The organism is Streptomyces sp. NPDC091282, assembly GCF_044757385.1.
In the GTDB taxonomy this organism is placed as follows: Bacteria; Actinomycetota; Actinomycetes; order Streptomycetales; family Streptomycetaceae; genus Streptomyces; species Streptomyces gramineus.
This window is the reverse complement of record NZ_JBIVUX010000003.1, coordinates 915,657-940,501: the sequence shown is the minus strand read 5'-3', so window position 1 is coordinate 940,501 and position 24,845 is coordinate 915,657. Positions and strand designations below refer to the sequence as shown.

The 24,845-nt window shown below is 71.8% G+C and carries 19 protein-coding genes; 9 read left to right on the top strand and 10 right to left on the bottom strand.

Features of this window, described 5'->3' with window-relative positions:
* Nucleotide 1: 1 nt before the first annotated feature.
* The 3 genes from ACIQOE_RS18200 (at nt 2) to ACIQOE_RS18190 (ending at nt 2,187) form a co-directional block, all read left to right on the top strand.
* Entirely contained in the window at nt 2–655 is a 654-nt protein-coding gene (locus ACIQOE_RS18200; protein ID WP_365556523.1) for a TetR/AcrR family transcriptional regulator, read from the top strand.
* Nucleotides 656–665: 10 nt separating this feature from the next.
* Nucleotides 666–950 carry a hypothetical protein gene (locus ACIQOE_RS18195; protein WP_351321844.1) on the top strand — a complete coding sequence of 95 codons (285 nt, stop codon included), beginning with the start codon at nt 666–668 and terminating at the stop codon, nt 948–950.
* Nucleotides 951–1,053: 103 nt separating this feature from the next.
* Nucleotides 1,054–2,187, top strand: a complete 1,134-nt coding sequence (locus ACIQOE_RS18190) for an NlpC/P60 family protein (RefSeq protein WP_401412315.1) — start codon at nt 1,054–1,056, stop codon at nt 2,185–2,187.
* 112 nt (nt 2,188–2,299) lie between these two features.
* On the opposite strand, the gene ACIQOE_RS18185 is transcribed toward ACIQOE_RS18190, so the two are convergent.
* The 6 genes from ACIQOE_RS18185 to ACIQOE_RS18160 form a co-directional block, all read right to left on the bottom strand.
* On the bottom strand, nt 2,300–2,545 hold the full coding sequence (locus ACIQOE_RS18185) for a hypothetical protein (RefSeq protein ID WP_365574000.1): 246 nt from the start codon (nt 2,543–2,545) through the stop codon (nt 2,300–2,302).
* 90 nt (nt 2,546–2,635) lie between these two features.
* A complete protein-coding gene (locus tag ACIQOE_RS18180) occupies nt 2,636–3,889 on the bottom strand; it encodes a styrene monooxygenase/indole monooxygenase family protein (protein ID WP_365556527.1) in 1,254 nt (417 codons plus the stop codon).
* Between the two features lie 15 nt (nt 3,890–3,904).
* On the bottom strand, nt 3,905–4,540 hold the full coding sequence (locus ACIQOE_RS18175) for an ATP/GTP-binding protein (protein WP_351321836.1): 636 nt from the start codon (nt 4,538–4,540) through the stop codon (nt 3,905–3,907).
* Entirely contained in the window at nt 4,521–4,943 is a 423-nt protein-coding gene (locus tag ACIQOE_RS18170) for a DUF742 domain-containing protein (RefSeq protein ID WP_399012144.1), read from the bottom strand. Before ACIQOE_RS18170 ends, ACIQOE_RS18175 begins: the two co-directional genes overlap by 20 nt.
* Nucleotides 4,940–5,443, bottom strand: coding sequence for a roadblock/LC7 domain-containing protein (locus ACIQOE_RS18165; RefSeq protein WP_351321832.1), 504 nt, complete (start codon nt 5,441–5,443; stop codon nt 4,940–4,942). Before ACIQOE_RS18165 ends, ACIQOE_RS18170 begins: the two co-directional genes overlap by 4 nt.
* Nucleotides 5,440–8,340 carry a nitrate- and nitrite sensing domain-containing protein gene (locus ACIQOE_RS18160; protein ID WP_401412312.1) on the bottom strand — a complete coding sequence of 967 codons (2,901 nt, stop codon included), beginning with the start codon at nt 8,338–8,340 and terminating at the stop codon, nt 5,440–5,442. Before ACIQOE_RS18160 ends, ACIQOE_RS18165 begins: the two co-directional genes overlap by 4 nt.
* 406 nt (nt 8,341–8,746) lie before the next feature.
* Here ACIQOE_RS18160 and ACIQOE_RS18155 point away from each other — a divergent pair, with 406 nt between their 5' ends.
* Nucleotides 8,747–9,535 carry a hypothetical protein gene (locus ACIQOE_RS18155; protein ID WP_365556531.1) on the top strand — a complete coding sequence of 263 codons (789 nt, stop codon included), beginning with the start codon at nt 8,747–8,749 and terminating at the stop codon, nt 9,533–9,535.
* A gap of 11 nt (nt 9,536–9,546) precedes the next feature.
* Here ACIQOE_RS18155 and ACIQOE_RS18150 read toward each other — a convergent pair whose 3' ends face one another.
* A complete protein-coding gene (locus ACIQOE_RS18150) occupies nt 9,547–10,038 on the bottom strand; it encodes a MarR family transcriptional regulator (protein ID WP_363014144.1) in 492 nt (163 codons plus the stop codon).
* 277 nt (nt 10,039–10,315) lie between these two features.
* Between ACIQOE_RS18150 and ACIQOE_RS18145 the strand changes: the two genes are divergently transcribed.
* The gene (locus ACIQOE_RS18145; RefSeq protein ID WP_401412308.1) at nt 10,316–11,122 is read left to right on the top strand and encodes a lysozyme; all 807 of its coding nucleotides are present in this window, start codon (nt 10,316–10,318) and stop codon (nt 11,120–11,122) included.
* 70 nt (nt 11,123–11,192) lie between these two features.
* Here ACIQOE_RS18145 and lon read toward each other — a convergent pair whose 3' ends face one another.
* Together lon and ACIQOE_RS18135 are read right to left on the bottom strand one after the other, a co-directional pair.
* Nucleotides 11,193–13,616 (bottom strand): endopeptidase La, encoded by a 2,424-nt coding sequence (lon, locus tag ACIQOE_RS18140; protein WP_351321823.1) that lies wholly within the window; start codon nt 13,614–13,616, stop codon nt 11,193–11,195.
* Between the two features lie 256 nt (nt 13,617–13,872).
* The gene (locus tag ACIQOE_RS18135) at nt 13,873–14,706 is read right to left on the bottom strand and encodes a rhomboid-like protein (protein ID WP_401412306.1); all 834 of its coding nucleotides are present in this window, start codon (nt 14,704–14,706) and stop codon (nt 13,873–13,875) included.
* Nucleotides 14,707–14,963: 257 nt separating this feature from the next.
* Between ACIQOE_RS18135 and ACIQOE_RS18130 the strand changes: the two genes are divergently transcribed.
* The 4 genes from ACIQOE_RS18130 to ACIQOE_RS18115 all read left to right on the top strand — a co-directional run bounded on the left by ACIQOE_RS18130 (nt 14,964) and on the right by ACIQOE_RS18115 (nt 21,778).
* On the top strand, nt 14,964–15,662 hold the full coding sequence (locus tag ACIQOE_RS18130; protein WP_351321819.1) for a spermidine synthase: 699 nt from the start codon (nt 14,964–14,966) through the stop codon (nt 15,660–15,662).
* 110 nt (nt 15,663–15,772) lie between these two features.
* Nucleotides 15,773–16,513 (top strand): response regulator transcription factor, encoded by a 741-nt coding sequence (locus tag ACIQOE_RS18125; RefSeq protein WP_351321817.1) that lies wholly within the window; start codon nt 15,773–15,775, stop codon nt 16,511–16,513.
* A complete protein-coding gene (locus ACIQOE_RS18120) occupies nt 16,510–17,616 on the top strand; it encodes a HAMP domain-containing sensor histidine kinase (RefSeq protein ID WP_351321815.1) in 1,107 nt (368 codons plus the stop codon). The genes ACIQOE_RS18125 and ACIQOE_RS18120 overlap by 4 nt, the downstream gene beginning before the upstream one ends.
* Nucleotides 17,617–17,941: 325 nt before the next feature.
* Complete coding sequence (locus ACIQOE_RS18115) at nt 17,942–21,778, top strand: multifunctional oxoglutarate decarboxylase/oxoglutarate dehydrogenase thiamine pyrophosphate-binding subunit/dihydrolipoyllysine-residue succinyltransferase subunit (RefSeq protein WP_365556535.1); 3,837 nt, start codon at nt 17,942–17,944, stop codon at nt 21,776–21,778.
* A gap of 70 nt (nt 21,779–21,848) precedes the next feature.
* Here the strand turns inward: ACIQOE_RS18115 and fxsT are convergent, their stop codons facing one another.
* Nucleotides 21,849–24,809, bottom strand: coding sequence for an FxSxx-COOH system tetratricopeptide repeat protein (gene fxsT, locus ACIQOE_RS18110; protein WP_351321811.1), 2,961 nt, complete (start codon nt 24,807–24,809; stop codon nt 21,849–21,851).
* Nucleotides 24,810–24,845: the final 36 nt, after the last annotated feature.

The following is a 24,845-nucleotide window of genomic DNA, read 5'->3' as shown; positions in this document are numbered from 1 at the left end:
CATGACCCCGTCGGCCGCCACCCCCGCCTACCGCCGGCTGTCCGTCGAGGAGCGGCGCAGCCAGCTCCTCGAAGCGGCCCTCTCCCTCTTCGCCCACCGCGTCCCCGAGGACGTCTCCCTGGACGACGTGGCGGAGGCGGCCGGAGTCTCCCGCCCCCTGGTGTACCGGTACTTCCCGGGCGGCAAGCAGCAGCTCTACGAGGCCGCCCTGCGCTCGGCCGCCGAGGAGCTGGAGCACTGCTTCGACGAACCCCGCGAGGGCCCGCTGGTGCCCCGCCTCTCCCGCGCCCTGGACCGCTACCTCGCCTTCGTCGACCAGCACGACGCCGGCTTCAGCGCCCTGCTCCAGGGCGGCAGCGTGGTGGAGACCTCACGGACCACGGCCATCGTGGACGGCGTACGGCGGGCCGCCGCGCGGCACATCCTCAGCCACCTCGGCGTCGCCGACCCCGGGCCGCGGCTGCGGATGACGGTCCGCATGTGGATCACCGCCGTCGAGGCGGCGTCCCTGATCTGGCTCGACGAGGACAAGCAGCCGCCCGCCGGCGAACTGCGGGACTGGCTGGTGGACCAGTTCGTCGCCGTCCTGAGCGTGACCGCGCGCCGCGACCCGCAGACGGCCGCCCTCGTCGACGCCCTCGCGGCGGATGACTGAGACTGGTGGCGTGAAGAGTCAGGACACCCCCTTCGAGGGCGGCCCCATGGACGGGCGCGTGCTCCCGGTGCTGCTCGGTATGACCGGCCACCCCCCGAAGACGTACCGCATCCCGGTCCCGGACCCGGACGGCGGCCCGCCCACCGTGCTGGTCTACCGGCGCGTCCCGCGCGGGCACGGCAAGCGCCTGGGCCTGGCCCAGGGCTGGAAGTACGCGTACGACCCGACCGGCAAGGGCGGCGCCTCGGGTCCGAAGTGGCCGTGGTCGAAGAAGCCGTACGACACGGAAGGGTGAATCGGCTGGTCCGATGAGCCCACCGGCACTGCACAGATCAAGCCGACATGTCTGATTATCACGACGCGGAACGGACGGACCGTCCCGTGTCGGAGGTGATGACGTGTCAGGAAGGTTCCTGCGCCTGGCCTGTACGGCAGCGGTGGCGGCCCAGGCCGTCCTCGCACCCGCGCCGGTGGCCGCCGCACCCGCGGTGCCCGTCCCCGAGCGGCCCGTGGCCGAGCTGCTGACCGACCTCCAGCAGCGGTACCGGCAGGCGGAAGCGGCCACCGAGACCTACAACGCGACCGAGGAGCGGCTGAAGCGCCAGCGCGCCGAGGTGGACCGGCTGGACGACGAACTGGCCGGGTCCCGGCGCTCCCTGCACACCAGCGAGGCCGCCGCCGGCCGGCTGGCCCGGCAGCAGTACCAGAGCGCCACCGGGCTCTCCCCGTACCTGCGGCTGCTCCTGGCCCGCGACCCGCAGCACGCGCTCGACGAGGGCCACGTCATCGGACAGCTGGCGCGCGAGCGGGCCAGGACGGTGGACCGGCTGGCGGACGACGAGAGGAAGCGCTCCGAGCTGACCCGGCGGGCCCGCACCGCGCTGGACACCCGGCTCGCGCTCGCCGCACGGCAGAAGGAGCAGCGCGACGAGGTGCGGGCCCGGCTCGCGGACGTGGAACGGATGCTGGCCGCCCTCACCCCGGACCAGCTCACCGCCGTGGCCGGCCTGGAGCAGGCGGGCGTCACCGCGGCCCAGCGCCGGCTGACGACGTCCGGTGCGCTCGCCGCCACCACACCGCCGCCCTCCCGGGAAGGCGACCGCGCGGTGCGCTACGCGGTGGACCAGCTGGGCAAGCCCTACCGGTGGGGCACGGCGGGACCGCTGTCGTACGACTGCTCGGGGCTCACGCAGCAGGCCTGGGACCACGCGGGCACGGCCATCCCGCGGACCAGCCAGGAACAGTGGTCCGGCCTGCCGCACATCCCGCTGGCCGACCTGCGCCCGGGCGACCTGGTCGTCTACTTCCCCGAGGCCACCCACGTCGCCCTCTACCTCGGCGACGGCAAGGTGGTCCAGGCCCCCCGCCCCGGCGCGCGGATCAAGGTCTCCCCCATCGCGGCCAACCCCATCCTGGGCGCGGTCCGCCCGGACCCGAGGGCACGCCCCCTGGCCCGCTACACACCCCCGAAACTCCCGCCGTCGGCCGCCCGGGGCCCGGACGACGGCTACCGCCCCACATCGAACCTCTGATCGCGGGCGGCGTCGGCCGGGGAGGCCTTCCGGACTCACGTCAGGGAAGGCCCGGGGCCGGCCACCGGGAGACGCCCGTAAAGTCCACCGCGCGAAGCACGCGGGTCCGGAGCTACCGCCCCAGGGTCCGGGACTCCTTCGCCTCGGCCTTCGCCCGCAGTGCGAGCGCCTTGGGGGAGTCCCCGTAGAACCACCACGTGTACCAGGTGATCGCGGCGAACAGCGCGGCGAAACCGACCGCCCACGGCACGATCCCGGCCGGCGAAGTACCCAGGACCATCCAGAACACGACAAGTCCGCAGACCGAGGCGGCGCCTCTGGCCGCGGCGACAAGGGTGCGTCTCAAACGATTCGACATGCGGCGCACTGTACGACCCCCGCCGATCAAGCGACCGAGCCGGCCCTGCGCCGACGGGGGACGACGGCCGGAACACCGACCGGAAGCCGGTCAGGCCCCCGAGATCGACGCCAGGTAGGCGTTCGTCTTCTCCGGTTCGTAGAAGAAGTTCTCGAAGTCGGCCGGGTCGTTGAAGGCGTTGGCGAAGCGGTCGGCGGCGGGCTGGAGCTGGCCGGCGGCGCCGATCAGGTTGAGGATGTGCTCCGGCGGCGGGGCGAGCATCGCGTTCGTCCACTTGGTGACGTGCTGGGCGGTGTCCCAGTAGCGGTCGAAGGTCTGCCGCATCCAGGGCTCGTCGAACTCCTTCTCGCCGTGTTCGAGGATCGAGGCGAGATAGGCGGCGGCGCACTTGGACGCCGAGTTGGAGCCCTGGCCGGTGATCGGGTCGTTGGCGACGACGACGTCCGCGACGCCGAGGACCAGGCCGCCGCCGGGGAGGCGGCCGACCGGGTTGCGGACGGTGGGCGCGTAGCGGCCGGCCAGCGTGGCGCCGGCGTCGGTCAGTTCGGCCTTGGTGGCCCGCGCGTACTCCCAGGGGGTGTAGCGCTCCATGAGACCGAGGGTCAGGGAGAGGTGCTCCGAGGGGTCCTTGACGCCGTTGAAGACGTCCAGCGGGCCGCCGGGTACGCCCTCCCAGAAGAGGATGTCGGCCGGTCCCGAGGTGGTCAGGGTCGGCATGACGAAGAGTTCGCCGACACCGGGGACCAGGTTGCAGCGGACCGCGTGGAAGTCCGGGTGCTCGGGGCGCGGGGCGAGGCCGTGCACGTAGGCGACGGCGAGGGCCCGCTGCGGCTCCGTGTACGGCGAGCGGGAGGCGTCCCTGCCGAACATCTGGACCAGTTCGCCCTTGCCGGCCGAGACCAGCACCAGGTCGTAGGCGCGGGCGAAGTAGTCGAGGTCGCCGACCGCCGCGCCGTGGATGACCAGCTGGCCGCCGCGCTGGGCGAAGGTCTCCATCCAGCCGGCCATCTTCACCCGCTGGTCCACCGACTGCGCGTACCCGTCGAGCCTGCCCACCCAGTCGATCGCGCGGGCCGCGGGGCCCTCGCCCCAGGAGCCGGGGGCGGCGACCGAGACGCCGAGTCCTTCGATCTTCGGGGCCTGGGACTCCCAGAAGTTCAGCTGGAGATCGCGCTCGTGCTGCAGTGCCGTGTGGAACATGCACTGCGTCGACATGACCCGGCCGGAGCGGATCTCGTCCGCGGTCCGGTTCGACATCAGGGTGACCTCGTAGCCGTGCGACTGGAGGCCAAGGGCGAGCTGGAGGCCGGACTGTCCGGCCCCCACGACGAGTATCTTCCGCATACGGGGACCGTTCTCCTACTCGGGTGTTTCTTCCAGCGCGTGGGCGACCAGGGACAGCAGCGTCTCGATCACCGGGACACGGCGGCGGGCATCCATGATCATTACAGGTATGTTCGACGGGATCGTCAATGCCTCGCGCACGTCGTCGGGTTCGAAGCGCTCGCTGCCGTCGAAGTGGTTGACCGCGACGACGTACGGCAGCCCGCAGCTCTCGAAGTAGTCCAGCGCCGGGAAGCAGTCCTTCAGCCGCCGGGTGTCCGCGAGGACGACGGCCCCGATCGCGCCGCGCACCAGGTCGTCCCACATGAACCAGAACCGCTGCTGGCCCGGCGTGCCGAACAGGTAGAGCACCAGGTCGTCGTCGAGCGTGATGCGGCCGAAGTCCATCGCCACGGTGGTGGTGAGCTTGCCGGGCGTGGCGGTGAGGTCGTCGGTCTCCGCGCTGGCCTCGGTCATCAGCGCCTCGGTCTGCAGGGGCGTGATCTCCGAGACGGCGGTGACCATGGTGGTCTTGCCGACGCCGAAACCGCCCGCCACGACGATCTTCGTGGCGATGGGGGCGCGGCTGCGGTCCGTCTGCCAGGACCGCTCTTGCTCCTCCCCGTCGAGGAGCGGGGCGACGCCGGAGGCGTCAGAGACGGCGTAGTCCACTCAGCACCCTTTCCAGCAGAGCGCGGTCCGGACGGCCCACGCCGTGCCCGGTCCCCGTTCCGTACACACGGATCTTTCCCTGGTCCGCGAGGTCACTGAGCAGGACCCGGACCACACCGAGCGGCATCTTCAGCAGCGCGGCGATCTCGGCCACCGTACGCATCCGGCGGCACAGTTCGACGATGGCCCGCATCTCCGGCATGACCCGGGTGTTGAGGGAACCGTTCGTCAGTTCCTTGCGCTCCTCGGGGGCCTCCAGCGCGGCCACGAAGGTCTCCACGAGGAGCACGTGGCCGAAGCGGGTACGGCCGCCGGTGAGCGAGTAGGGGCGGACGCGGGCGGGCTTGCGTTCGCCGCCGCGCACCGGGAGGTTCTGCCTGCGGTTCTTCGGCGCGCTGCTCATCGGCCGCTCCTCGTCGCGTCTGCCTCCAGGGACTTCCTCAGCTCACTGCGGAGTTCGGGGGTCAGGACGTGACCGGCGCGGCCGACGAACAGCGCCATGTGGTACGCCACGACGCTCATGTCGCACTCCGCGGAGCCGTGGACGCCGAGCAGCGAGCCGTCGCTGATGGACATCACGAAGAGGCTGCCCTCGTCCATCGCGACCATCGTGTGCTTGACGCCGCCGAAGTCCATCAGCCGGGCGGCGCCGATGGTCAGGCTGCCGATGCCGGAGACGACGGTGGCGAGGTCGGCGGCGGAGCCGCGCGGGCCGGTGCGGGCGGCCCCGCGGGCCTCCCTGGCCTCCTCGTTGCGGCCGGGGTCGGAGGAGAGCAGGAGCAGACCGTCCGAGGAGACGACGGCGACCGACTGGATGCCGGACACCTCTTCCACCAGGTTGCTCAGCAGCCAGTGCAGGTTACGGGCCTCACTGCTCAGTCCGAAGGTACTGGGCGCGGTCAACTGCTTGCCTCCTCGACTGTGCCCCCCGTTGCTTCACCGGATGCGGGTGATCCGGGTACGGCTGATGCGGTGCGCGGCACCTGGTTCTGGCCGGTCTGTTCGGCGATCTCCGCCTCGACGTCCCGGCGGCCGGCGTCGGCGCCGCTGCGGAAGCCGCCGAGCCTGCGGCGCAGGGCGTCGGCGTCGACACCGGTACCGCGCTGGCGGGGGGCCGGAGCGGTTGCGGTGATCTTGGGGGTGCGCTTGGGCAGGCCCTTGCTGGTGACCTGGTCCTCGTCCTCGCCGCCGTCGCCGGGGGCACCGTCCGTGCGGGACTCGGTGCCGGGGGCGGGCAGCGGACGGGAGTGCTCCTCGGCTCCGCCGGCGTCGTTCCAGGCCGCGGGTGCCGCGGGTGCCGCCGGGACGGCGGGCTCGCCGGCGGCGGGCGCGGGGATCGGCCGGGCCGGGGCCTCGGTGTCGGCGGGGTGCGACCGGTGGTCCTCGGCCGCGGCCGGCCGGGGCTGCTCCCGGTCCGCCGCGGGCGCCGGGCCCTCCAGGTCGGGGAGCAGCAGCTCCATCGTCGTCTCGGCGGGGGTCTCGGCCGGGGCCTTCGGGCGGGCCGCCGATTCCGGGGCCGCCGCCGTCGAGGCGTCCGCCTGCTCGTGGGCGGGGTGCTCGTCGGCGTCGCGTACGGCCTGCTCCGCCAGCAGCACCAGGGGGTCGCCGGACTTCGGGCGGGCCGGCAGGACGTTGGAGTTGGCCTCCGCGTCGGCGCCGGGGAGAGAGAAGTGGTGCGGGCCGCCGGGCGCCGTCGTGGCCGGGGGGACCGCCGTCGCGGGGGCCGCGGCCAGCAGCGGCTGGGGCAGCACCACGACCGCCGCCACCCCGCCCTGCTTCTGCTCGCGCAGCTGCACCCGGACGCCGTGCCGGTGGGCCAGGCGCGCCACGACGTAGAGGCCGAGGCCGAGACCGTCGGCGCCCTCCTGGTCGTAGGGCGACTCCGGGTCGAAGTCGGCGAGGCGGCCGTTGAGGCGGACCAGGCGGTCGGCGGTCATGCCGATGCCCTCGTCCTGCACGGAGAGCATGACCTCGCCGCTCTCCAGCAGCCAGCCGGAGATCTCCACGGGTACGTCGGGCGGCGAGAACGAGGAGGCGTTCTCCATGAGTTCGGCCAGCAGGTGGCTGAGGTCGTCGGCGGCGAAGCCGGCCACGTGCGCGTGCGGGGGCAGCGCCGAGATGCGGACCCGCTCGTAGCGCTCGATCTCGCTGACCGCCGCGCGCACGACGTCCACCAGCGGGATCGGGCCCGCGTGCTGCTGGACGTGCTCGGTTCCCGCGAGGACCAGCAGGTTCTCGCTGTGCCGGCGCATGACGGTGGCGAAGTGGTCGAGCTTGAAGAGGGTGGCCAGCCGGTCGGGGTCCTGCTCGCGCTCCTCCAGGCCCTCGATGACGGCGAGCTGCCGCTCGACCAGGCCGAGGGTGCGCAGCGCGAGGTTGACGAAGGTGCCGCCGATGCTGGTGCGCAGCCGCTCCAGCTGGTCGCCGGCGTCGGTCAGCTCGGCGCGCAGTTCCTCGCGGGCGTCGGCCATCTTCTGGCGCTGGCCGACCAGGTGCTTGCGGTCGGTCTCCAGGGTGGCGATGCGGTCGTACAGCTCCACGGAGTGGGCGTGCAGGGCGTTGACCGAGCGGACGACCTGGGCGAACTCGTCGTTGCGGCCCGTGAAGGTGATCGGTTCCGCGGTGCGCGGGTCCTCGGCCTCGGCCAGCCGTGCCGAGCCGCGGCGGAGCACGGACAGCGGGCGGGTGAGGGTGCGGGCCATGGCCGTGGCGATGCCCACCGCCACCAGCATCAGGGCGCCGACCACCGCGACCCGGATCTCCAGCGCGGTGACGTCGTCGTCGCGGAGCGCCGCGAGGTCCTTGGTGCGGCGGTCGTAGAGGGCGGACTCGGTGCCCCGCATCAGGTCGACCCGGGCGGACAGCGCCGCGTCCAGCTTCTTGGTGCCGGTGGCGAGGTCGTCGTCGGAGAGGGTCGGCTGGTCGGTGAGGGCGGCCAGGTACTTGTCCGCGCTGTTGACGTCGTTGCCGGTGACCGTGGAGTCGTAGGACTCGACCGCTGCCTCGGGCGCGGTGTCGCGGAAGTCGGCGAGGGCGGCGTCGGCGCGCAGCCTGGCCTGCTGCGCGGCCGCGGTGAGGGCGTCGCGCTGCTTGCGGTCGGCGTCGGAGGTGGTGGTGCTGGTGGCGGGCAGACCGGTGAGCGGGTCGATCGTGGTCTGGGTGGAGCTGGGGATGTTCAGGGCCGCGAGCAGGAGGCCGCGGGCGGCGGCGGACTGCTGGACGGCCGAGTCCAGCTCGGCGAGCGCGTAGGCGCCGGAGCCGGCCCGCGGGGGCGTCTGCTCGGCGAGTTCGCCGGCGAGGCGGTGGAGTTCGGTGATGGTCCGGGTGTAGGCCTCGTGCGCCTGCAGGGCCGTGCTGCGGCCGGTGAGCGCGGACCGGCGGACGGCCGCGATGCCGTCGAGGTCGGTGCGCAGCCAGCCCGGGATGCCGGTGTCCGCCCGCAGGTCCTCGACCTGGCGGTCGACCCGCGCGCCGCGGTCCTGCGAGGGCGCCTTGGACTTGGGCCGGCCCGCCGCGACGTAGGAGGTGACCTCGTCACGTTCGTCGGCGAGCGAGTGGGCCAGGGCCAGCGCGTCCTGGGTGCGCCCGGCGAGGGTCACCAGGTCCTGCGAGTCGCTCAGCTGCCCGGAGGCGGTCAGCAGGGCCGGGGCGCCGGCTCCCGCGATCGCCGCGGCGACCACCGCCACGGCCACGATCAGCCGGGTGCGGACGTGCTTGCGGCGGCCGGTGCCGACGGGAGCGACGGCGCCCGTGTCGGAGGCCGTCTTCTTGCCTGTGCGCCGAGGCCGCGTCTTCTGCACCGGTGCTCGCACTCCTGAACTCGTGTACCAAGGGGCCGGGTGGCACTCCGTCATAATCCCCGGCATGTCGGTGCCAAGTGGTGCGCGTACCCGGTACTGCACCCGTTATGTAGGTCCCCGACCCTCCCAGCGCCGGTGGGCGGCGGTTCGGCATCGCCTCAGTCGCCACCCGAAGGAGTGAACATCGGAGGGGAGTTGGCGGGCAAGTTCCGCCGGACTGTGCCGGGGCCTTTTCCGGCGGGCCGGTTGGACGCGGAGGTCAGGCTTTGGCAGTATTCGCCGACACGCCTTCCCGGAGTACGCCATTCCTGCCCAAAGCAGGCGGCTGACCTGCGGTGCTGCGTGAATTCCCGGACGGTTGCCAGCCTTTGGCGAAGATCGTGAAGGGGTCGTGCAGACTGGCCGGATGCGTACGGAAGTCGTTTCGGAGCCAGGCACCCCCGACCGCCCCAACGAGGACTTCGCCGGTGTCGGAGTTCCCGCCTCGGGACAGGGGGGTTGCCTGATCGTCCTGGACGGCGTCACCCCGCCGGTGGGCGGCACCGGGTGTCTGCATTCCGTCCCCTGGTTCACCGCGCGGCTCGGCGGTGCGCTGACCGAACTGACCGTTTCGGCAGCAGATCTGACACTGCGGGACATCCTCGGGCGGGCGATCCGGCGCACCGCGGACGCCCACGGTGACACCTGTGACCTTTCTCACCCGCGCACGCCCCAGGCGACGGTCGTCCTGGCCCGCTGGACCGCGCAGGCCCTGGAGTACCTCGTCCTGTCTGACTCCGCGCTGCTCCTGCGCTCCCCGGACGGCGCGGTCACCGCGGTCCTGGACGACCGGCTCGACCGCCTCCCGCGCTCCTCGCTGGCCTCGGACGCGATCGCCGACGCCACGGTCCGCAACAAGGAGGGCGGCTTCTTCACGGCCGCCGCCGATCCCTCGGTGGCGGCCCGTGCGGTGACCGGGAGCCTGCCCCGGGACCGGGTCGGCGCGCTCGCCGCCCTCACCGACGGGGCGACCCGCTGGACGGAGAAGTTCCGCGAGGGCGACTGGGCCGCCCTCTTCGAGGTCGTGGCCGAGCGGGGCGCGCGGGCGCTGGTCGACCGGGTGCGGGAGCTGGAGGCGGCGGACCGGCAGGAGCGGGCGTTCCTGCGGCGGAGCAAGACGCACGACGACGCGACGGTGGTGTACGTCGAGTTCTGACGCGCCGGCGGCTACTTCTCCATCACACCGTTGAGCTGGTGGAGCAGCCGGGCCAGTTCGGCGACCTCCCGGCGCGGCCAGTGGGCGAGCTGGCTGACGTACCGGCCGCGGCGGGCCTCGCGGACCGTGCCGACCCGGCGCCGGCCCTCGTCGGTGAGGGCGACCAGCCAGGCGCGGCCGTCGGCCGGATCGGGTGCGCGGGTGATCAGCCCGAGCTCCTCCAGGGCCCGCAGCTGGCGGGACATGGTGGCCTTGCCGACGCCGATGTAGGCGGCCAGTTCGGTGGCGCGCTGGCCGCCGCACTCGTCGAGCCGGACCAGCAGGCCGTAGGCGGCGGTCTCCAGGTCGGGATGGACCTCGCGGGCCATCTCTCCCTGGTTGGCGCGGGCCCGGCGCAGCAGCACGGTCAACTCGCGTTCCAGGGTGAGGAATTCCTGGTCCGCACCGGTCGGCGTCAGCCCGGTGGCGGCGCGCAGTCCGTCGCCCTTTTCGTCGTCGTGCACGTCAGCACCCCTGATCGGTTTCGCAGTCCTGAAAGTTTCCGTCAAACCCCGTCGTCGCCGCAGCTCGCCAAGTATTCCGCAGGCGTAGACCAACGGCAGCCGCCGGACCCCCTTCCCCGGCGTCCGCGGCCTGCGTAGCGTCTCCGGCAGGCAAAAAGATGGCATGCCCACGCCACCGGCCCGCGTCACGCCGTGTGACCCCGCGTCGTGTCGCGCCCCTCGCACCGGCCGTCTCTGGCATATCTGGGAACCCCACCTCACCCCACGGAGGCACGTCATGCCCGTGCACAGACCCGCCCCCACTCTCCTCACCGGACTGCTCGCGCTCCTGGTCGCGGCGGTCTCCCCGATCCCGGCCCACGCCGACTCGGCCGCCCCCGCGCGCGGTTCGGCGTACATGGGCATGGGCGTCCTGGCCCACGACGGCCAGGGCGGCACGCCCAAGAGCAGCGACGCCGCCCAGACCGAGGGCGTCGACGTCTCCGGCCACCAGGGCAACGTCGCCTGGCCGACCCTGCTGAACAGCGGGGTCAAATGGGCGTACACCAAGGCGACCGAAGGCACGTACTACACGAACCCCTACTTCGCCCAGCAGTACGACGGCTCCTACGACGTGGGCATGATCCGCGGCGCGTACCACTTCGCGACCCCGGACACCACGAGCGGCGCCGCCCAGGCGAACTACTTCGTCGACCACGGCGGCGGCTGGTCCAAGGACGGCAGGACCCTGCCCGGCGCCCTCGACATCGAGTGGAACCCGTACGGCGCCGCCTGCTACGGCAAGTCCACCGGCGCGATGGTCAGCTGGATCTCCGACTTCCTCAAGACCTACCGGAAGCGCACCGGCCGGGACGCCGTGATCTACACGGCCACCAGCTGGTGGAAGGACTGCACCGGCAACTACGGCGGTTTCGCCGCCGCCCACCCCCTGTGGATCGCCCGGTACGCCTCGGACGTGGGCACGCTGCCCGCCGGCTGGTCCTACTACACGGCGTGGCAGTACACGTCGTCAGGACCGACCGTCGGGGACCACGACAAGTTCAACGGGGCCCTCGACCGGGTGGTCGCGCTCGCCAACGGCTGACGCCGCCCGGCAGCCCGAAGGCCCGGGCCTCCTCGCGGGGACCCGGGCCCTCCTCCTCCGGCAGCGTCCGTCACGCCGCTGCCGGAACCTCCGGCGCCGCGCCCTGCGTGGCGGGCGCGAGCGCCAGCTCCAGGACCTGCCGGACGTCGGTGACGGCGTGGACGTCGAGCTTGTCCAGCACCTCCGCCGGGACGTCGTCCAGGTCGGCCTCGTTGCGCTTGGGGATGATGACGGTCTTCACCCCGGCGCGCTGGGCGGCGAGCAGCTTCTGCTTCACGCCGCCGATGGGCAGCACCCGGCCGGTCAGCGAGACCTCGCCGGTCATGGCCACGTCCGTGCGGACCAGGCGTCCCGACAGGAGGGACGCGAGGGCCGTCGTCATGGTGACGCCGGCGCTCGGGCCGTCCTTGGGCACCGCGCCCGCCGGGAAGTGGATGTGCACGCCCCGCTCCTTCAGGTCGCCGACCGGGAGTTCCAGTTCGGCGCCGTGCGAGCGGAGGAAGGACAGGGCGATCTGCGCGCTCTCCTTCATCACGTCACCCAGCTGACCGGTGAGGGTCAGACCCGCCGCGCCCGTCTCCGGGTCGGCCAGCGACGCCTCCACGAAGAGGACGTCGCCGCCCGCTCCGGTGACCGCGAGACCGGTCGCCACGCCCGGGACCGCCGTACGGCGCTCGGCCGGGTCCTGGGCGGACTCGGGCACGTGGTGCGGACGGCCGATCAGGCCCCGCAGGTCCGCGTCCGTGATCGTGAACGGCAGCTCCCGCTCCCCCAGTTCGTGCTGGGCCGCGACCTTGCGCAGCAGCCGGGCGATCGACCGCTCCAGGGTGCGCACGCCCGCCTCCCGGGTGTACTCCCCGGCGAGCTTGCGCAGCGCGCTCTCGTCGAGGGCCACCTCGTCCGTGCCGAGTCCGGCCCGCTCCAGCTGGCGCGGGAGCAGGTGGTCCCGGGCGATGACGACCTTCTCGTCCTCGGTGTAGCCGTCCAGGCGGACCAGCTCCATCCGGTCGAGCAGCGCCTCCGGGATGGCCTCCAGGACGTTGGCGGTGGCCAGGAAGACGACGTCCGAGAGGTCGAGTTCGACCTCCAGGTAGTGGTCGCGGAAGGTGTGGTTCTGCGCCGGGTCGAGGACTTCGAGCAGGGCGGCCGCCGGGTCGCCCCGGAAGTCGGACCCCACCTTGTCGATCTCGTCCAGCAGGACGACCGGGTTCATCGAACCGGCCTCCTTGACCGCACGGACGATCCGGCCGGGCAGCGCGCCGACGTAGGTACGGCGGTGACCGCGGATCTCGGCCTCGTCCCGGACACCGCCGAGGGCGACCCGGACGAACTTCCGGCCCATCGCGTGCGCGACGGACTCACCGAGCGAGGTCTTGCCGACACCGGGCGGGCCGACGAGCGCCAGCACGGCACCGCCGCGCCGCCCGCCGATGACCCCGAGCCCCCGGTCGCTGCGGCGCTTGCGCACCGCCAGGTACTCGGTGATCCGCGCCTTCACGTCCTCCAGGCCGGCGTGCTCGGCGTCCAGGACCGCCTTGGCGCCCTGGATGTCGTACGCGTCCTCGGTCCTCTCGTTCCACGGCAGTTCCAGGACCGTGTCCAGCCAGGTCCGGATCCACGAGCCCTCGGGCGACTGGTCGCTGGACCGCTCCAGCTTGTCGACCTCCTTGAGGGCGGCCTCGCGGACCTTCTCCGGCAGGTCGGCGGCCTCCACCCGGGAGCGGTAGTCGTCGGACTCCTCGGCCGAATCCTTGGAGTTCTCGCCGTTCAGCTCGCGCAGCTCCTTGCGGACCGCTTCGAGCTGGCGGCGCAGCAGGAACTCGCGCTGCTGCTTGTCGACGCCCTCCTGGACGTCCTTGGCGATCGTCTCGGCCACGTCCTGCTCGGCGAGGTGGTCGCGCAGCTGCTGGGTGGCGAGCTTCAGCCGGGCCACCGGGTCGGGGGTCTCCAGCAGTTCGATCTTCTGGTCGGTGGTCAGGAACGGCGAGTAGCCGGAGTTGTCGGCGAGCGCCGAGACGTCGTCGATGGCCTGCACCCGGTCCACGACCTGCCAGGCGGCGCGCTTGCGCAGCCAGGCGGTGGCGAGGGCCTTGTACTCCTTGACCAGTTCGGTGACGTGACCGGGCACCGGATCCGGGACGTTCTCCTCCACGCGGGTGCCCTCGACCCACAGGGCGGCACCCGGGCCGGTGGTGCCGGCGCCGATGCGGACGCGGTACCGGCCGCGGATCAGCGCGCCGGGGTCGCCGTCGGCCAGCCGGCCGACCTGCTCCACGGTGCCGAGCACACCGGTGCCCGGGTAGGTGCCGTCGACCCGCGGGACCAGCAGCACCCTGGGCTTGCCGGGCTCGTTGCGGGCGGCGGCCTGGGCGGCCTCCACGGCGGCACGTACATCGGGGTCCTTGAGGTCCAGCGGGACCACCATCCCGGGCAGCACGACCTCGTCGTCGAGCGGCAGCACAGGGAGGGTGAGTGATGCGGACGTCGAAGCCATGATCTCCCCTTCGGCATTGAACTTGAGCTATGCCGACTCAATGCATGTGAGCCACTGAATGTTCCCGGGGGTGCGTTCGCTGTGAGCGATCGCCCGCTGACCTGCCGACACCGCCAGAACACCGACCGCCGCACCCTGATTCCGCGCCGGCCCACGGCGCCCCCGAAGGGGCGCGGGGAATCGCGCGACACGCCACGGTGGCGCGGCACGGTCCATGCCGGCCGAGTCCGCACCGCCCCGGCAAGGGCACCGGCGGTCAGGAACCGGCGGCGCGCCCGGCCCCGGAGACGTCGGCCGCCAAGGACTCCGCGTGTTCGCGGTGCCAGCGGCGCACCACGGGCCACAGGGCCGTCCCGATGGACAGCGAGATCAGGTGCCCCCAGTTGGTCATCGGGTCCTGGAAGGCGACCAGGTCCATGACGAGGCTGTAGCCGACCAGGGCCAGCAGCGGCCGCCCCAGCCAGGGGGTGAGCAGGCCGCACAGGGCGCCGACCCCGGCGGCCACGCCGTAGCTGATGCCGTAGTCGAGGCGGTGCAGGGAGGTGCCGGGGAGGTGGCCGGCCAGGACGGCCAGGCCCACCGGGACCTCGGTGGCGAGGGTGGCCAGCACGTGGCCCGCCAGGAAGACGAGGATCGCCCGGGCCCCGCCGATCCGCCGTTCCAGCGCGGTCAGCACGAGCACGAAGGCGAGCGCGTACGGGGACAGCAGGCCGCCCGCGACCCACAGCGCGCTGGCCAGCAGGACGAAGACCGGGGTGCGTGACAGGTGGGCGACGTCGGTGCTGGAGTCCTGGTAGACGGCGTGCAGCAGGCCGGGGCCCGCGTACTCGGCGAAGAGCGAGGTGAGGGCCAGGAGCAGCGTGTAGAAGAAGGTGACCGGCGTGCCGGCGGGCGTGGGCAGCAGCCGCCAGGGCCGCAGTGCCGGGACGGCGCGCGGGATCGCCACCGCCGGGAGGGCGAGGAGCGGGCCGCGCTGCCGCGGCACCCCGTCCAGCAGGACGGCGGCCTCCGCGGCGGGCACCGGTGGGGGCGCGCCCGCGGGAACGGGCTGCGGCACGGGCGGCGACGCGGCCCCGGCGGTCCGTTCCACGGTCGGGTGCTCCTTCCGTCTCACCTCGCCAGCCTTCGCCGTCCCCCGAGCGGCTGTCTATGACCGAAGCCACCCGGCGAGCGATTCACAGGATTTTCTGAAGAACCGTGCGGCGTTGCGAGGAACCATACGAGCCGCCCGCGGCCGCCCACGGGCGCGAAGCGCCGGGCGGCCCCTCGAACGAGTGACACCCGGGCGACCGTCCGACACCCGTAATTCGCGTGGCCGCAAAGCCGCGTTGGGGCAGGATGGCCGGCATGGCGGACATCATCGACAGGACCTCCGCGGACGACGGCCCACCCGTGGTCCTGGACCGGCGCGAGGGGCCGTACGGCGAGGTGGTGCTGCGCAGGCACGGCCGGCTGCTGCAGATCATCGCCAACGGCTGCTTCCTGATGGACACCTCCGACGGCCGCTCGGAGCGGCTGCTCGTGGACGCGGCCCGGGACGCGCTGGACGGACGCGCCGAACCGGCCGTGCTGATCGGCGGGCTGGGCGTCGGGTTCTCGCTGGCGCACGCCGCGCGGGATCCCCGCTGGGGCCGGATCACGGTGGTGGAACGGGAGCCGGCCGTCGTCGGCTGGCACCGGGACGGCCCGCTGTCCCCGCTGTCCGCGGGCGCGTTGGCGGACGCGCGCACGGAGATCGTCGAGGACGATCTCGTCACGTACGTCAATGAGACTTCCGACACATTCGACGCGCTGTGCCTGGACATCGACAACGGACCGGGCTGGACGGTCGACGAGGACAACGAGGGCCTGTACTCACCGGTCGGACTCGCAAGCTGTGCAAGGGTGTTGGAGCCGGGCGGGGTGCTCGCCGTGTGGTCCGCCCAGCCCTGTGCCGCGTTCGAGGAAACCTTGCGGAATGCCGGGTTCAAACAGGTGCGTACCGAAGAGATCCCGGTTGCCCGGGGCGTTCCGGACGTCGTTCACCTCGCCGTCCGCCCTGGATAGCGGGTGCGCCGCCTGTCCCCGTAGGGTGCATCCCTGACGCGGATCATTCAAGCGTCAATCGCAGTCATGGGATCACCCCACTGGTTCCGGAAAGCACACAGGGGCGGGCGATGGAGCAGACACACACCTCCCACAACGGCACGGCGACGGCTTCTCCGGGCGCCCAGCGCCGGGTTCTGGTCGTCGAGGACGATGCCACGATCGTCGACGCCATCGCGGCCCGCCTGCGCGCCGAGGGATTTCTCGTGCAAACCGCGGGCGACGGCCCGGCGGCCGTCGACACCGCCGAGGCCTGGCAGCCCGACCTGCTGATCCTCGACATCATGCTGCCCGGCTTCGACGGCCTGGAGGTCTGCCGCCGTGTGCAGGCCCAGCGGCCGGTGCCGGTGCTGATGCTCACCGCGCGCGACGACGAGACCGACATGCTGGTGGGCCTCGGGGTCGGCGCCGACGACTACATGACCAAGCCGTTCTCCATGCGGGAGCTGGCGGCCCGGGTGCACGTCCTGCTGCGCCGGGTGGAGCGGGCGGCCGTCGCGGCCTCCACGCCCCGGTCCGGCATCCTGCGCCTCGGCGAGCTGGAGATCGACCACGCGCAGCGCCGGGTGCGGGTGCGCAGCGAGGACGTGCACCTCACGCCGACCGAGTTCGACCTGCTGGTGTGCCTGGCCAACACCCCGCGCGCGGTGCTCTCCCGCGAGCAGCTGCTCGCGGAGGTCTGGGACTGGGCGGACGCCTCGGGCACCCGCACGGTCGACAGCCACATCAAGGCGCTCCGCCGGAAGATCGGCGCCGAGCGGATCCGCACCGTGCACGGTGTGGGCTACGCACTGGAGACACCGACGCCATGACCGCCGGGCCGGCCGGACCGAGAGGTCCCGGGGAGGAACCCTGGGGCACCGTGCGCCCGTTCTCGATCAAGACCAAGCTCGGCGCCCTGGTCGTCGTCTCGGTCCTGATCACCACGGGCCTGTCGATGATCGCGGTGCACACCAAGACGGAGCTGCGCTTCATCACGGTCTTCTCGATGATCGCCACCCTGCTGATCACGCAGTTCGTGGCGCACTCGCTCACCGCGCCGCTGGACGACATGAACGCGGTGGCCCGGTCCATCTCGCAGGGCGACTACACGCGCCGGGTGCGCGAGCACCGCCGGGACGAGCTGGGCGATCTGGCCGAGACGATCAACGTCATGGCCGACGAGCTGGAGGCCCAGGACCGTCAGCGCAAGGAGCTGGTGGCGAACGTCTCGCACGAGCTGCGCACGCCCATCGCGGGCCTGCGGGCCGTCCTGGAGAACGTCGTCGACGGGATCGCCGAGCCGGACACCGAGACCATGCGCACAGCCCTCAAGCAGACCGAGCGCCTCGGACGGCTGGTGGAGACCCTGCTGGACCTCTCCCGCCTGGACAACGGCGTCGTACCGCTGCGGCAGCGCCGCTTCGAGGTGTGGCCGTACCTGTCGGGCGTGCTCAAGGAGGCCAACATGGTCGCCGGGGCGCGCGGCCTGGCCTCGAACTCCGGCAGCCACACCCGTACCGACGTCCATCTGCACCTGGACGTCTCGCCTCCGGAGCTGACGGCGCACGCCGACCCGGAGCGCATCCACCAGGTGGTGGCGAATCTCATCGACAACGCGGTCAAGCACAGCCCGCCGCACGGCCGCGTGACCCTGAAGGCACGGCGCGGCCGTCAGCCCGAGTCGCTGGAACTGGAGGTCCTGGACGAGGGCCCCGGGATCCCGCGCTCGGAGTGGCACCGCGTCTTCGAGCGCTTCAACCGGGGGGCCGTACGACGGCCGCACGGGCCCGGCAGCGACGGCGGCACGGGGCTCGGGCTGGCGATCGCCCGGTGGGCGGTGGATCTGCACGGCGGCCGGATCGGCGTGGCCGAATCCGAGCGGGGCTGCAGGATCATCGTCACCCTCCCAGGGCTTTCCTCCGTGCCAAGTTGACGTAAAGTTCGATCCGGAGCCTCAAGATCGATCTGTGGTCCGGCGGCCGTCCGCTCAGCGGGGCCGGTGTGAGCAGGCGCGGTCTCCGCGCACGTCGTGGCAGGTACCGGCGCGAGGCGATCTCGGGCACGGCTGAGCCATGCCCGTTTCTGTCCTCTCCTAGCGGAACCACGCTTGTTTCCCGCCATTTCAAGCCCCGAAACACGCTTTCCGGTGTGACTTACACGACGATGAACGGGCCCGACCTGACCTTCACGGTCTTGGAGGCGTAGCCTTTATTCCCGCTGTCCATCACCTTGTGAAGCGGAAGAGGGCGGTTGCCGCCGTGTCGCCACAGTCCCCCAGTAACTCGAGCATCTCGACCGACGCAGACCAAGCGGGCAAGAACCCCGCAGCCGCGTTCGGACCGAACGAGTGGCTCGTCGACGAGATCTATCAGCAGTACCTCCAGGACCCGAATTCGGTAGACCGTGCCTGGTGGGACTTCTTCGCCGACTACAAGCCGGGGGCGCCCGCCGCCTCGGCTCCGGCGGGTACCGCGGCCGCGGGGGCCGCGGGCACCACGACGCCCGCGCAACCGCAGGCGCAGCAGGCGGCGGCTCCGGCCGCGCCGGCTCCCACCACGCCCGCGCCCGCCGCTCAGGCTCCCGCCGCGCCCGCCCAGGCCGCTCCGGCCGCGCAGGCCGCGCCCCCGGCCGCAGCGCCCGCTCCGGCGCCCGCGAAGCCCGCAGCCGCGGCTCCTGCCGCCGCGAAGCCGGCCGCCGCGAAGGCCGCGCCCGCCGCCGCGGCGCCCGAGGGTCCCGAGCTGGTCACCCTGCGTGGCCCGGCCGCGGCCGTCGCGAAGAACATGAACGCCTCGCTGGAGCTGCCGACGGCCACCTCGGTCCGCGCGGTCCCGGTGAAGCTGCTGTTCGACAACCGGATCGTCATCAACAACCACCTCAAGCGCGCCCGGGGCGGGAAGATCTCCTTCACGCACCTGATCGGCTTCGCGATGGTGCAGGCGATCAAGGCCATGCCGTCGATGAACCACTCGTTCGGCGAGAAGGACGGCAAGCCGACCCTGGTCAAGCCGGCCCACGTCAACCTGGGCCTGGCCATCGACCTGGTGAAGCCCAACGGCGACCGCCAGCTGGTCGTCGCGGCCATCAAGAAGGCCGAGACGCTGAACTTCTTCGAGTTCTGGCAGGCCTACGAGGACATCGTCCGTCGCGCCCGCGACAACAAGCTGACGATGGACGACTTCACCGGCGTCACGGTCTCCCTGACCAACCCCGGCGGCCTCGGCACCGTCCACTCGGTCCCGCGTCTGATGCCCGGCCAGTCGGTCATCATGGGCGTCGGCTCCATGGACTACCCGGCGGAGTTCCAGGGCACCAGCCAGGACACCCTGAACAAGCTCGGCATCTCGAAGGTCATGACGCTCACGTCGACCTACGACCACCGGGTCATCCAGGGCGCCGCCTCCGGAGAGTTCCTGCGCCAGGTCGCGAACCTCCTCCTCGGCGAGAACGGCTTCTACGACGACATCTTCGAGGCCCTGCGCATCCCCTACGAGCCGGTCCGCTGGCTCAAGGACATCGACGCCTCGCACGACGACGACGTCACCAAGGCCGCCCGTGTCTTCGAGCTGATCCACTCCTACCGGGTCCGCGGCCACGTCATGGCCGACACCGACCCGCTGGAGTACAAGCAGCGCAAGCACCCCGACCTGGACATCATCGAGCACGGCCTCACCCTGTGGGACCTGGAGCGCGACTTCGCCGTCGGCGGCTTCGCCGGCAAGTCGATGATGAAGCTGCGCGACATCCTCGGCGTGCTGCGCGACTCGTACTGCCGCACCACCGGCATCGAGTTCATGCACATCCAGGACCCCAAGCAGCGCAAGTGGATCCAGGACCGCGTGGAGCGCCCGCACTCCAAGATGGAGCGCGAGGAGCAGCTGCGGATCCTGCGCCGCCTGAACGCGGCGGAGGCCTTCGAGACCTTCCTGCAGACGAAGTACGTCGGCCAGAAGCGCTTCTCCCTGGAGGGCGGCGAGTCCGTCATCCCGCTGCTCGACGCGGTGATCGACTCCGCGGCCGAGTCGCGTCTCGACGAGGTCATCATCGGCATGGCCCACCGCGGCCGCCTGAACATCCTCGCGAACATCGTCGGCAAGTCGTACGCGCAGATCTTCCGCGAGTTCGAGGGCAACCTCGACCCGAAGTCGATGCACGGCTCCGGCGACGTGAAGTACCACCTGGGCGCCGAGGGCACCTTCACCGGCCTGGACGGCGAGCAGATCAAGGTCTCGCTGGCCGCCAACCCGTCCCACCTGGAGACGGTCGACCCGGTCATCGAGGGCATCGCCCGCGCCAAGCAGGACGTCATCAACAAGGGCGGCACGGACTTCACCGTGCTGCCGGTGGCGATCCACGGCGACGCGGCCTTCGCGGGCCAGGGCGTGGTGGCCGAGACCCTGAACATGTCGCAGCTGCGCGGCTACCGCACCGGCGGCACGGTCCACGTCGTCATCAACAACCAGGTCGGCTTCACCGCGGCCCCCGAGTCCTCGCGCTCCTCCATGTACGCCACCGACGTGGCCCGCATGATCGAGGCCCCGATCTTCCACGTGAACGGCGACGACCCGGAGGCCGTGGTGCGCGTCGCGCGCCTCGCCTTCGAGTTCCGCCAGGCGTTCAACAAGGACGTGGTGATCGACCTCATCTGCTACCGCCGCCGCGGTCACAACGAGTCGGACAACCCGGCCTTCACCCAGCCGCTGATGTACGACCTGATCGACAAGAAGCGCTCGGTGCGCAAGCTCTACACCGAGTCCCTCATCGGTCGCGGCGACATCACCCTGGAAGAGGCCGAGCAGGCCCTGCAGGACTACCAGGGCCAGCTGGAGAAGGTCTTCACGGAGGTCCGCGAGGCCACCTCGCAGCCGGCCGCCTCGGACGCGCAGGCGCCGCAGGACGGCTTCCCGATCGCCGTTCCGACGGCCATCTCCACGGAGGTCCTCAAGCGGATCGCCGAGTCCCAGGTCAACATCCCGGACTACTTCACCGTCCACCCGCGTCTGCTGCCGCAGCTGCAGCGCCGGGCGGCGATGATCGAGGACGGCACGATCGACTGGGGCATGGGCGAGACCCTCGCCATCGGCTCGCTGCTGATGGAAGGCACCCCGGTCCGGCTCTCCGGCCAGGACTCCCAGCGCGGCACCTTCGGCCAGCGGCACGCGGTCCTCATCGACCGCGAGACCGGCGCCGACTACACGCCGCTGCTGTACCTGTCCGAGGACCAGGCCCGCTACAACGTCTACAACTCGCTGCTCTCCGAGTACGCGGTGATGGGCTTCGAGTACGGCTACTCGCTCGCCCGTCCGGACGCGCTGGTGATGTGGGAGGCCCAGTTCGGCGACTTCGCCAACGGCGCCCAGTCGGTCATCGACGAGTACATCTCGGCGGCCGAGCAGAAGTGGGGCCAGACCTCCGGCGTCACGCTGCTGCTCCCGCACGGCTACGAGGGCCAGGGCCCGGACCACTCCTCGGCCCGCATCGAGCGCTACCTCCAGCTGTGCGCGCAGAACAACATGACGGTGGCCATGCCCACCCTGCCGTCGAACTACTTCCACCTGCTGCGCTGGCAGGTGCACAACCCGCACCACAAGCCGCTGATCGTCTTCACGCCGAAGTCGATGCTGCGTCTGAAGGCGGCGGCCTCCAAGGCGGAGGAGTTCACCAGCGGGCAGTTCCGCCCGGTCATCGGCGACGACTCGGTGGATGCGGCCGCGGTCCGCAAGGTCGTCTTCTGCACCGGCAAGGTCTACTACGACCTGGAGGCCGAGCGGCAGAAGCGTGGCGTCACGGACACCGCGATCATCCGCCTGGAGCGGCTGTACCCGCTGCCGGGTGCGGAGATCCAGGCCGAGGTCAACAAGTACCCGAACGCCGAGAAGTACCTGTGGGCCCAGGAGGAGCCGGCGAACCAGGGTGCCTGGCCGTTCATCGCGCTCAACCTGATCGACCACCTGGACCTGGCGGTCGGCGCGGACGTCCCGGCCGGCGAGCGGCTGCGCCGCATCTCCCGCCCGCACAGCTCCTCCCCGGCCGTCGGTTCCGCGAAGCGGCACCAGGCGGAGCAGGAGCAGCTGGTGCGCGAGGTGTTCGACGCCTGAGCCGTCGGCACGACACCGAAGGGCCCGGCCCCCGTCACGGGGGCCGGGCCCTTCGGCCTTCCGGCCCGCCTCAGCTGGCCTGCGGTTCGAAGTCCCAGTAGGGGCGGTTGCGGGAGCGGGCGGAGACGGTGTGGACGTGGTGGCTGCCCAGTGTCTCCTCCAGGTCCGCCAGGGCGTCCCGCTCCGTCTTCTCGGCCTCCGGCCGGGAACCCAGTGCACGCAGGTCGGCCGCGTAGGCGACCCGGGCGGAGAGGGTGAGCGGGTGGGTGCGGCCGAGGGATCCGACGGCCCGCTCGATGGTGTACCGGCTGAGTTCGGCGGCGGACTCCGCATCGCCCACGAGGCTGCGCGTCGCCGCGGCGTTGATGGCGCAGCCCAGTGTGTAGGGATGGCTCTCGCCGACGGCCGCGGTCATGTCGGCCAGGGCCTGTTCGATCAGGTCGTGCGCTTGGTCGCGCTCTCCCACCGCCCGCAGGACCAGGGCCTTGTTGGCGCGGGCTCCGACGATGAACGGGTGCCCCTCCGGGAGCAGTTGCCCGTAGCGCTCCAGGACGGAGTCGCCGGTCTCGCGGGCCAGGTCGATGTTGCCGTGCTCACGGTGGAAACAGCTGTGGCTGACGCCCGCGGCGAGCGTGAGGAGGTTCCAGTCGCCCAGCTTGCGTTCGAAGCCCACCAGGACCTTCGCGAGGAGTGTTCCGGCCGCCGCGCGATCTCCGGCACGCAGCTTGCAGAGGGCCAGGTTGTGCTCGGCGCGCAGGGTGTCCTGGTGGGTCTCGCCCACGACCAGCCGGTACTCGCGCACGTTCCTGGCCTGGATGGACTCGGCCTCCGTGTAGCGGCCCAGCAGCCTCAGCCCGATCGAGTACGACACCTCGGAGAACAGCGTCCACAGGTGACGGCCCTTCAGCACGATCCGGCGCTGCTCCAGCGTCCACCGGTCGATGTCCACGGCCTCCTGGTACCGGCCCACCAGGCGCAGGGCGAAACCCAGGTTGTTCAGCGCGCTGAGGGTCCGGGCGTCCTCCTCGCCAAGGAGGTCGCGGTAGGTGGAGAAGAGCTGCTGGTTCAGGGCCAGGGCCTCGCCGTAACGGCCCTGGCCGCCCAGGTCGGCGGCGAGTCCGCTCAGGACACGCAGGTAGTCGAGGTCCTGTTCGCCCCGCTCCTGGCGCAGCCGCTCGGCCGCGGCCCGTTCGAAGTCCTCCGCCTCCCGCAGACTCCCGGTCGCCCGCAGCAGGTTGGCGTACTGGTGGGTCAGGTCCCAGATCCGCGGATGTGATCCGCCCAGCAGCTCGCCCCAGGAGTCGAGGGCCAGCCGGGCGAGTGTCCGGCCGGCCTTGTACTCGCCCGCGAAGTACATATAGCTCAGGCAGTTGAGGACGAGGTTCTGCACCTTGCGGTCCGTGCTGCCGAAGACGTCGGCGTACCTCAGGTGCGGGACGAGTTCCGCGTAGGCCTCCCAGTTGCGGGTGTCGGTCGGACGGCCCGGGTCGGCCTCGGCCAGCGCTCGCCGCACCACGTCGAGGAACTCCCGCCGGTCCTCCTCCGGCATGTCCCTGCCGACGACCTGGTGCACCATCCTGTGCAGGTACACCGACTCGCCGGCCGACGGCGCCACGTCCGTGCCGACCTCGTGGGACTCCAGACGGACCACGGAGTACTGGCGCAGCTGGTTGATCGCCTTGTTCCACAGCAGCGGATCGTCCAGCAGCCCGGTCAGCTGTTCCGGCAGGTCGTCGTGGGACATCTCGCGCAACAGCCGCACGGGGACGTAGCCCGGCGCGAAGAACGTGCACAGGCGCAGCAGGTCGACGGATTCCGGGACCGTCTCCCGCAGCTTGTTCAGCAGGATCGACCACGTGGTCTGGAAGGCCATCGGGAAGTCGGCGGACACCCGGACCACGTCGTTGTCGACGCCGTCCTCCAGGAGTGCGATGTACTCCTCGACGGACAGGTCCGAGTCGTTCAGCCAGCCGGCCGTCTGGTCGAGCAGCAGCGGCAGGTCCTCCAAGGCGGCGGCCAGCCGGTCGGCGTCCGGTTCCGACAGCCGCGGGGCGCGGCGCCGGATGAAGGCGATCGACTCCTCCCGGTCGTAGACACCCACGGGCAGCAGATTGCTGTTGTGCTCTCCCCATTCCGGGTTGAGGGAGGTGATGACGACATGGCCGGGCCCGCCCGGGACCAGGTCCCAGATCTGTTCCGGCTCGTCAGTGCCGTCCAGGATCAGCAGCCAGCGGGAGAAGGGGGTGCCCCGGCGCAGCGAGTCCCGGACCGCGCGCAGCCGCTCGCCGTACGCGTCGCCCGTGGACAGACCCAGTTTCGGGGCGAGTTCGGCCAGCAGGCGGCGGAAGGAGACCCTACTCTCCGCGTCGACCCACCAGACCACGTCGTACTCGGAGGCGAAGCGGTAGACGTACTCCGCGGCCAGCTGGGTCTTGCCCACCCCTGACATGCCGTACAGCGTCAGCACGCCCGCGCCCGGCTCGCTGTCCTGGAGGAGCTGGTACGCCTCGTTCAGCAGTGCCTCGCGGCCGGTGAAGCGGGTGTTGCGGCGTGGCACTCCGCCCCATACGTCGGGCATCGCGGCGGGGAAGCGGGGGCCGTGGCGGCCCTCGTCCGGCGGACGGCCCTCGTCCGGCAGGTCCAGCCGGTCCAGCAGCCGCCGTTCCGCCTCGTCGGCACCCATGTTGGTCAGGTCGGCCGGCGCCAGCGCGGCGACGGCGGTGGGGACGGGCGTGCCGCTGACGGAGACCGCGGCGAACTTGTCGGCGTTCGGTACGACGACCTCGCGCAGTGCGGCGACCCACTCCGCGGGGGTGAAGGGACCGAGCTGGAAGTAGTGCTCGCTCACCAGGATGAGGACTCGTCCCGGCGCGAGCGTGAGGCCGCGCAGGAGGTCGGCCGGGGTCTCCTGTGCAGCGGAGTCCCAGCGCACATAGACGACCCGGACACCCCGCCGCTCCAGCCTGTCCCCGATCCACGCCGCCCAGGCCCGGTTGAACGGGGCGAAGCTGATCGTGATCGTCTGCCTCACGAGCCCCCTCTCGGTCGCCCCCGGATCGCGAGAAAT

What these genes read in the sequence shown, in the direction of transcription:
- ACIQOE_RS18200 (WP_365556523.1), top strand. Translation starts at nt 2, where the DNA reads ATGACCCCGTCGGCCGCCACCCCCGCCTACCGCCGGCTGTCCGTCGAG.
- ACIQOE_RS18185 (WP_365574000.1), bottom strand. Translation starts at nt 2,545, where the DNA reads ATGTCGAATCGTTTGAGACGCACCCTTGTCGCCGCGGCCAGAGGCGCC.
- ACIQOE_RS18180 (WP_365556527.1), bottom strand. Translation starts at nt 3,889, where the DNA reads ATGCGGAAGATACTCGTCGTGGGGGCCGGACAGTCCGGCCTCCAGCTC.
- ACIQOE_RS18170 (WP_399012144.1), bottom strand. Translation starts at nt 4,943, where the DNA reads ATGAGCAGCGCGCCGAAGAACCGCAGGCAGAACCTCCCGGTGCGCGGC.
- ACIQOE_RS18155 (WP_365556531.1), top strand. Translation starts at nt 8,747, where the DNA reads ATGCGTACGGAAGTCGTTTCGGAGCCAGGCACCCCCGACCGCCCCAAC.
- ACIQOE_RS18145 (WP_401412308.1), top strand. Translation starts at nt 10,316, where the DNA reads ATGCCCGTGCACAGACCCGCCCCCACTCTCCTCACCGGACTGCTCGCG.
- lon (WP_351321823.1), bottom strand. Translation starts at nt 13,616, where the DNA reads ATGGCTTCGACGTCCGCATCACTCACCCTCCCTGTGCTGCCGCTCGAC.
- ACIQOE_RS18130 (WP_351321819.1), top strand. Translation starts at nt 14,964, where the DNA reads ATGGCGGACATCATCGACAGGACCTCCGCGGACGACGGCCCACCCGTG.
- ACIQOE_RS18125 (WP_351321817.1), top strand. Translation starts at nt 15,773, where the DNA reads ATGGAGCAGACACACACCTCCCACAACGGCACGGCGACGGCTTCTCCG.
- ACIQOE_RS18120 (WP_351321815.1), top strand. Translation starts at nt 16,510, where the DNA reads ATGACCGCCGGGCCGGCCGGACCGAGAGGTCCCGGGGAGGAACCCTGG.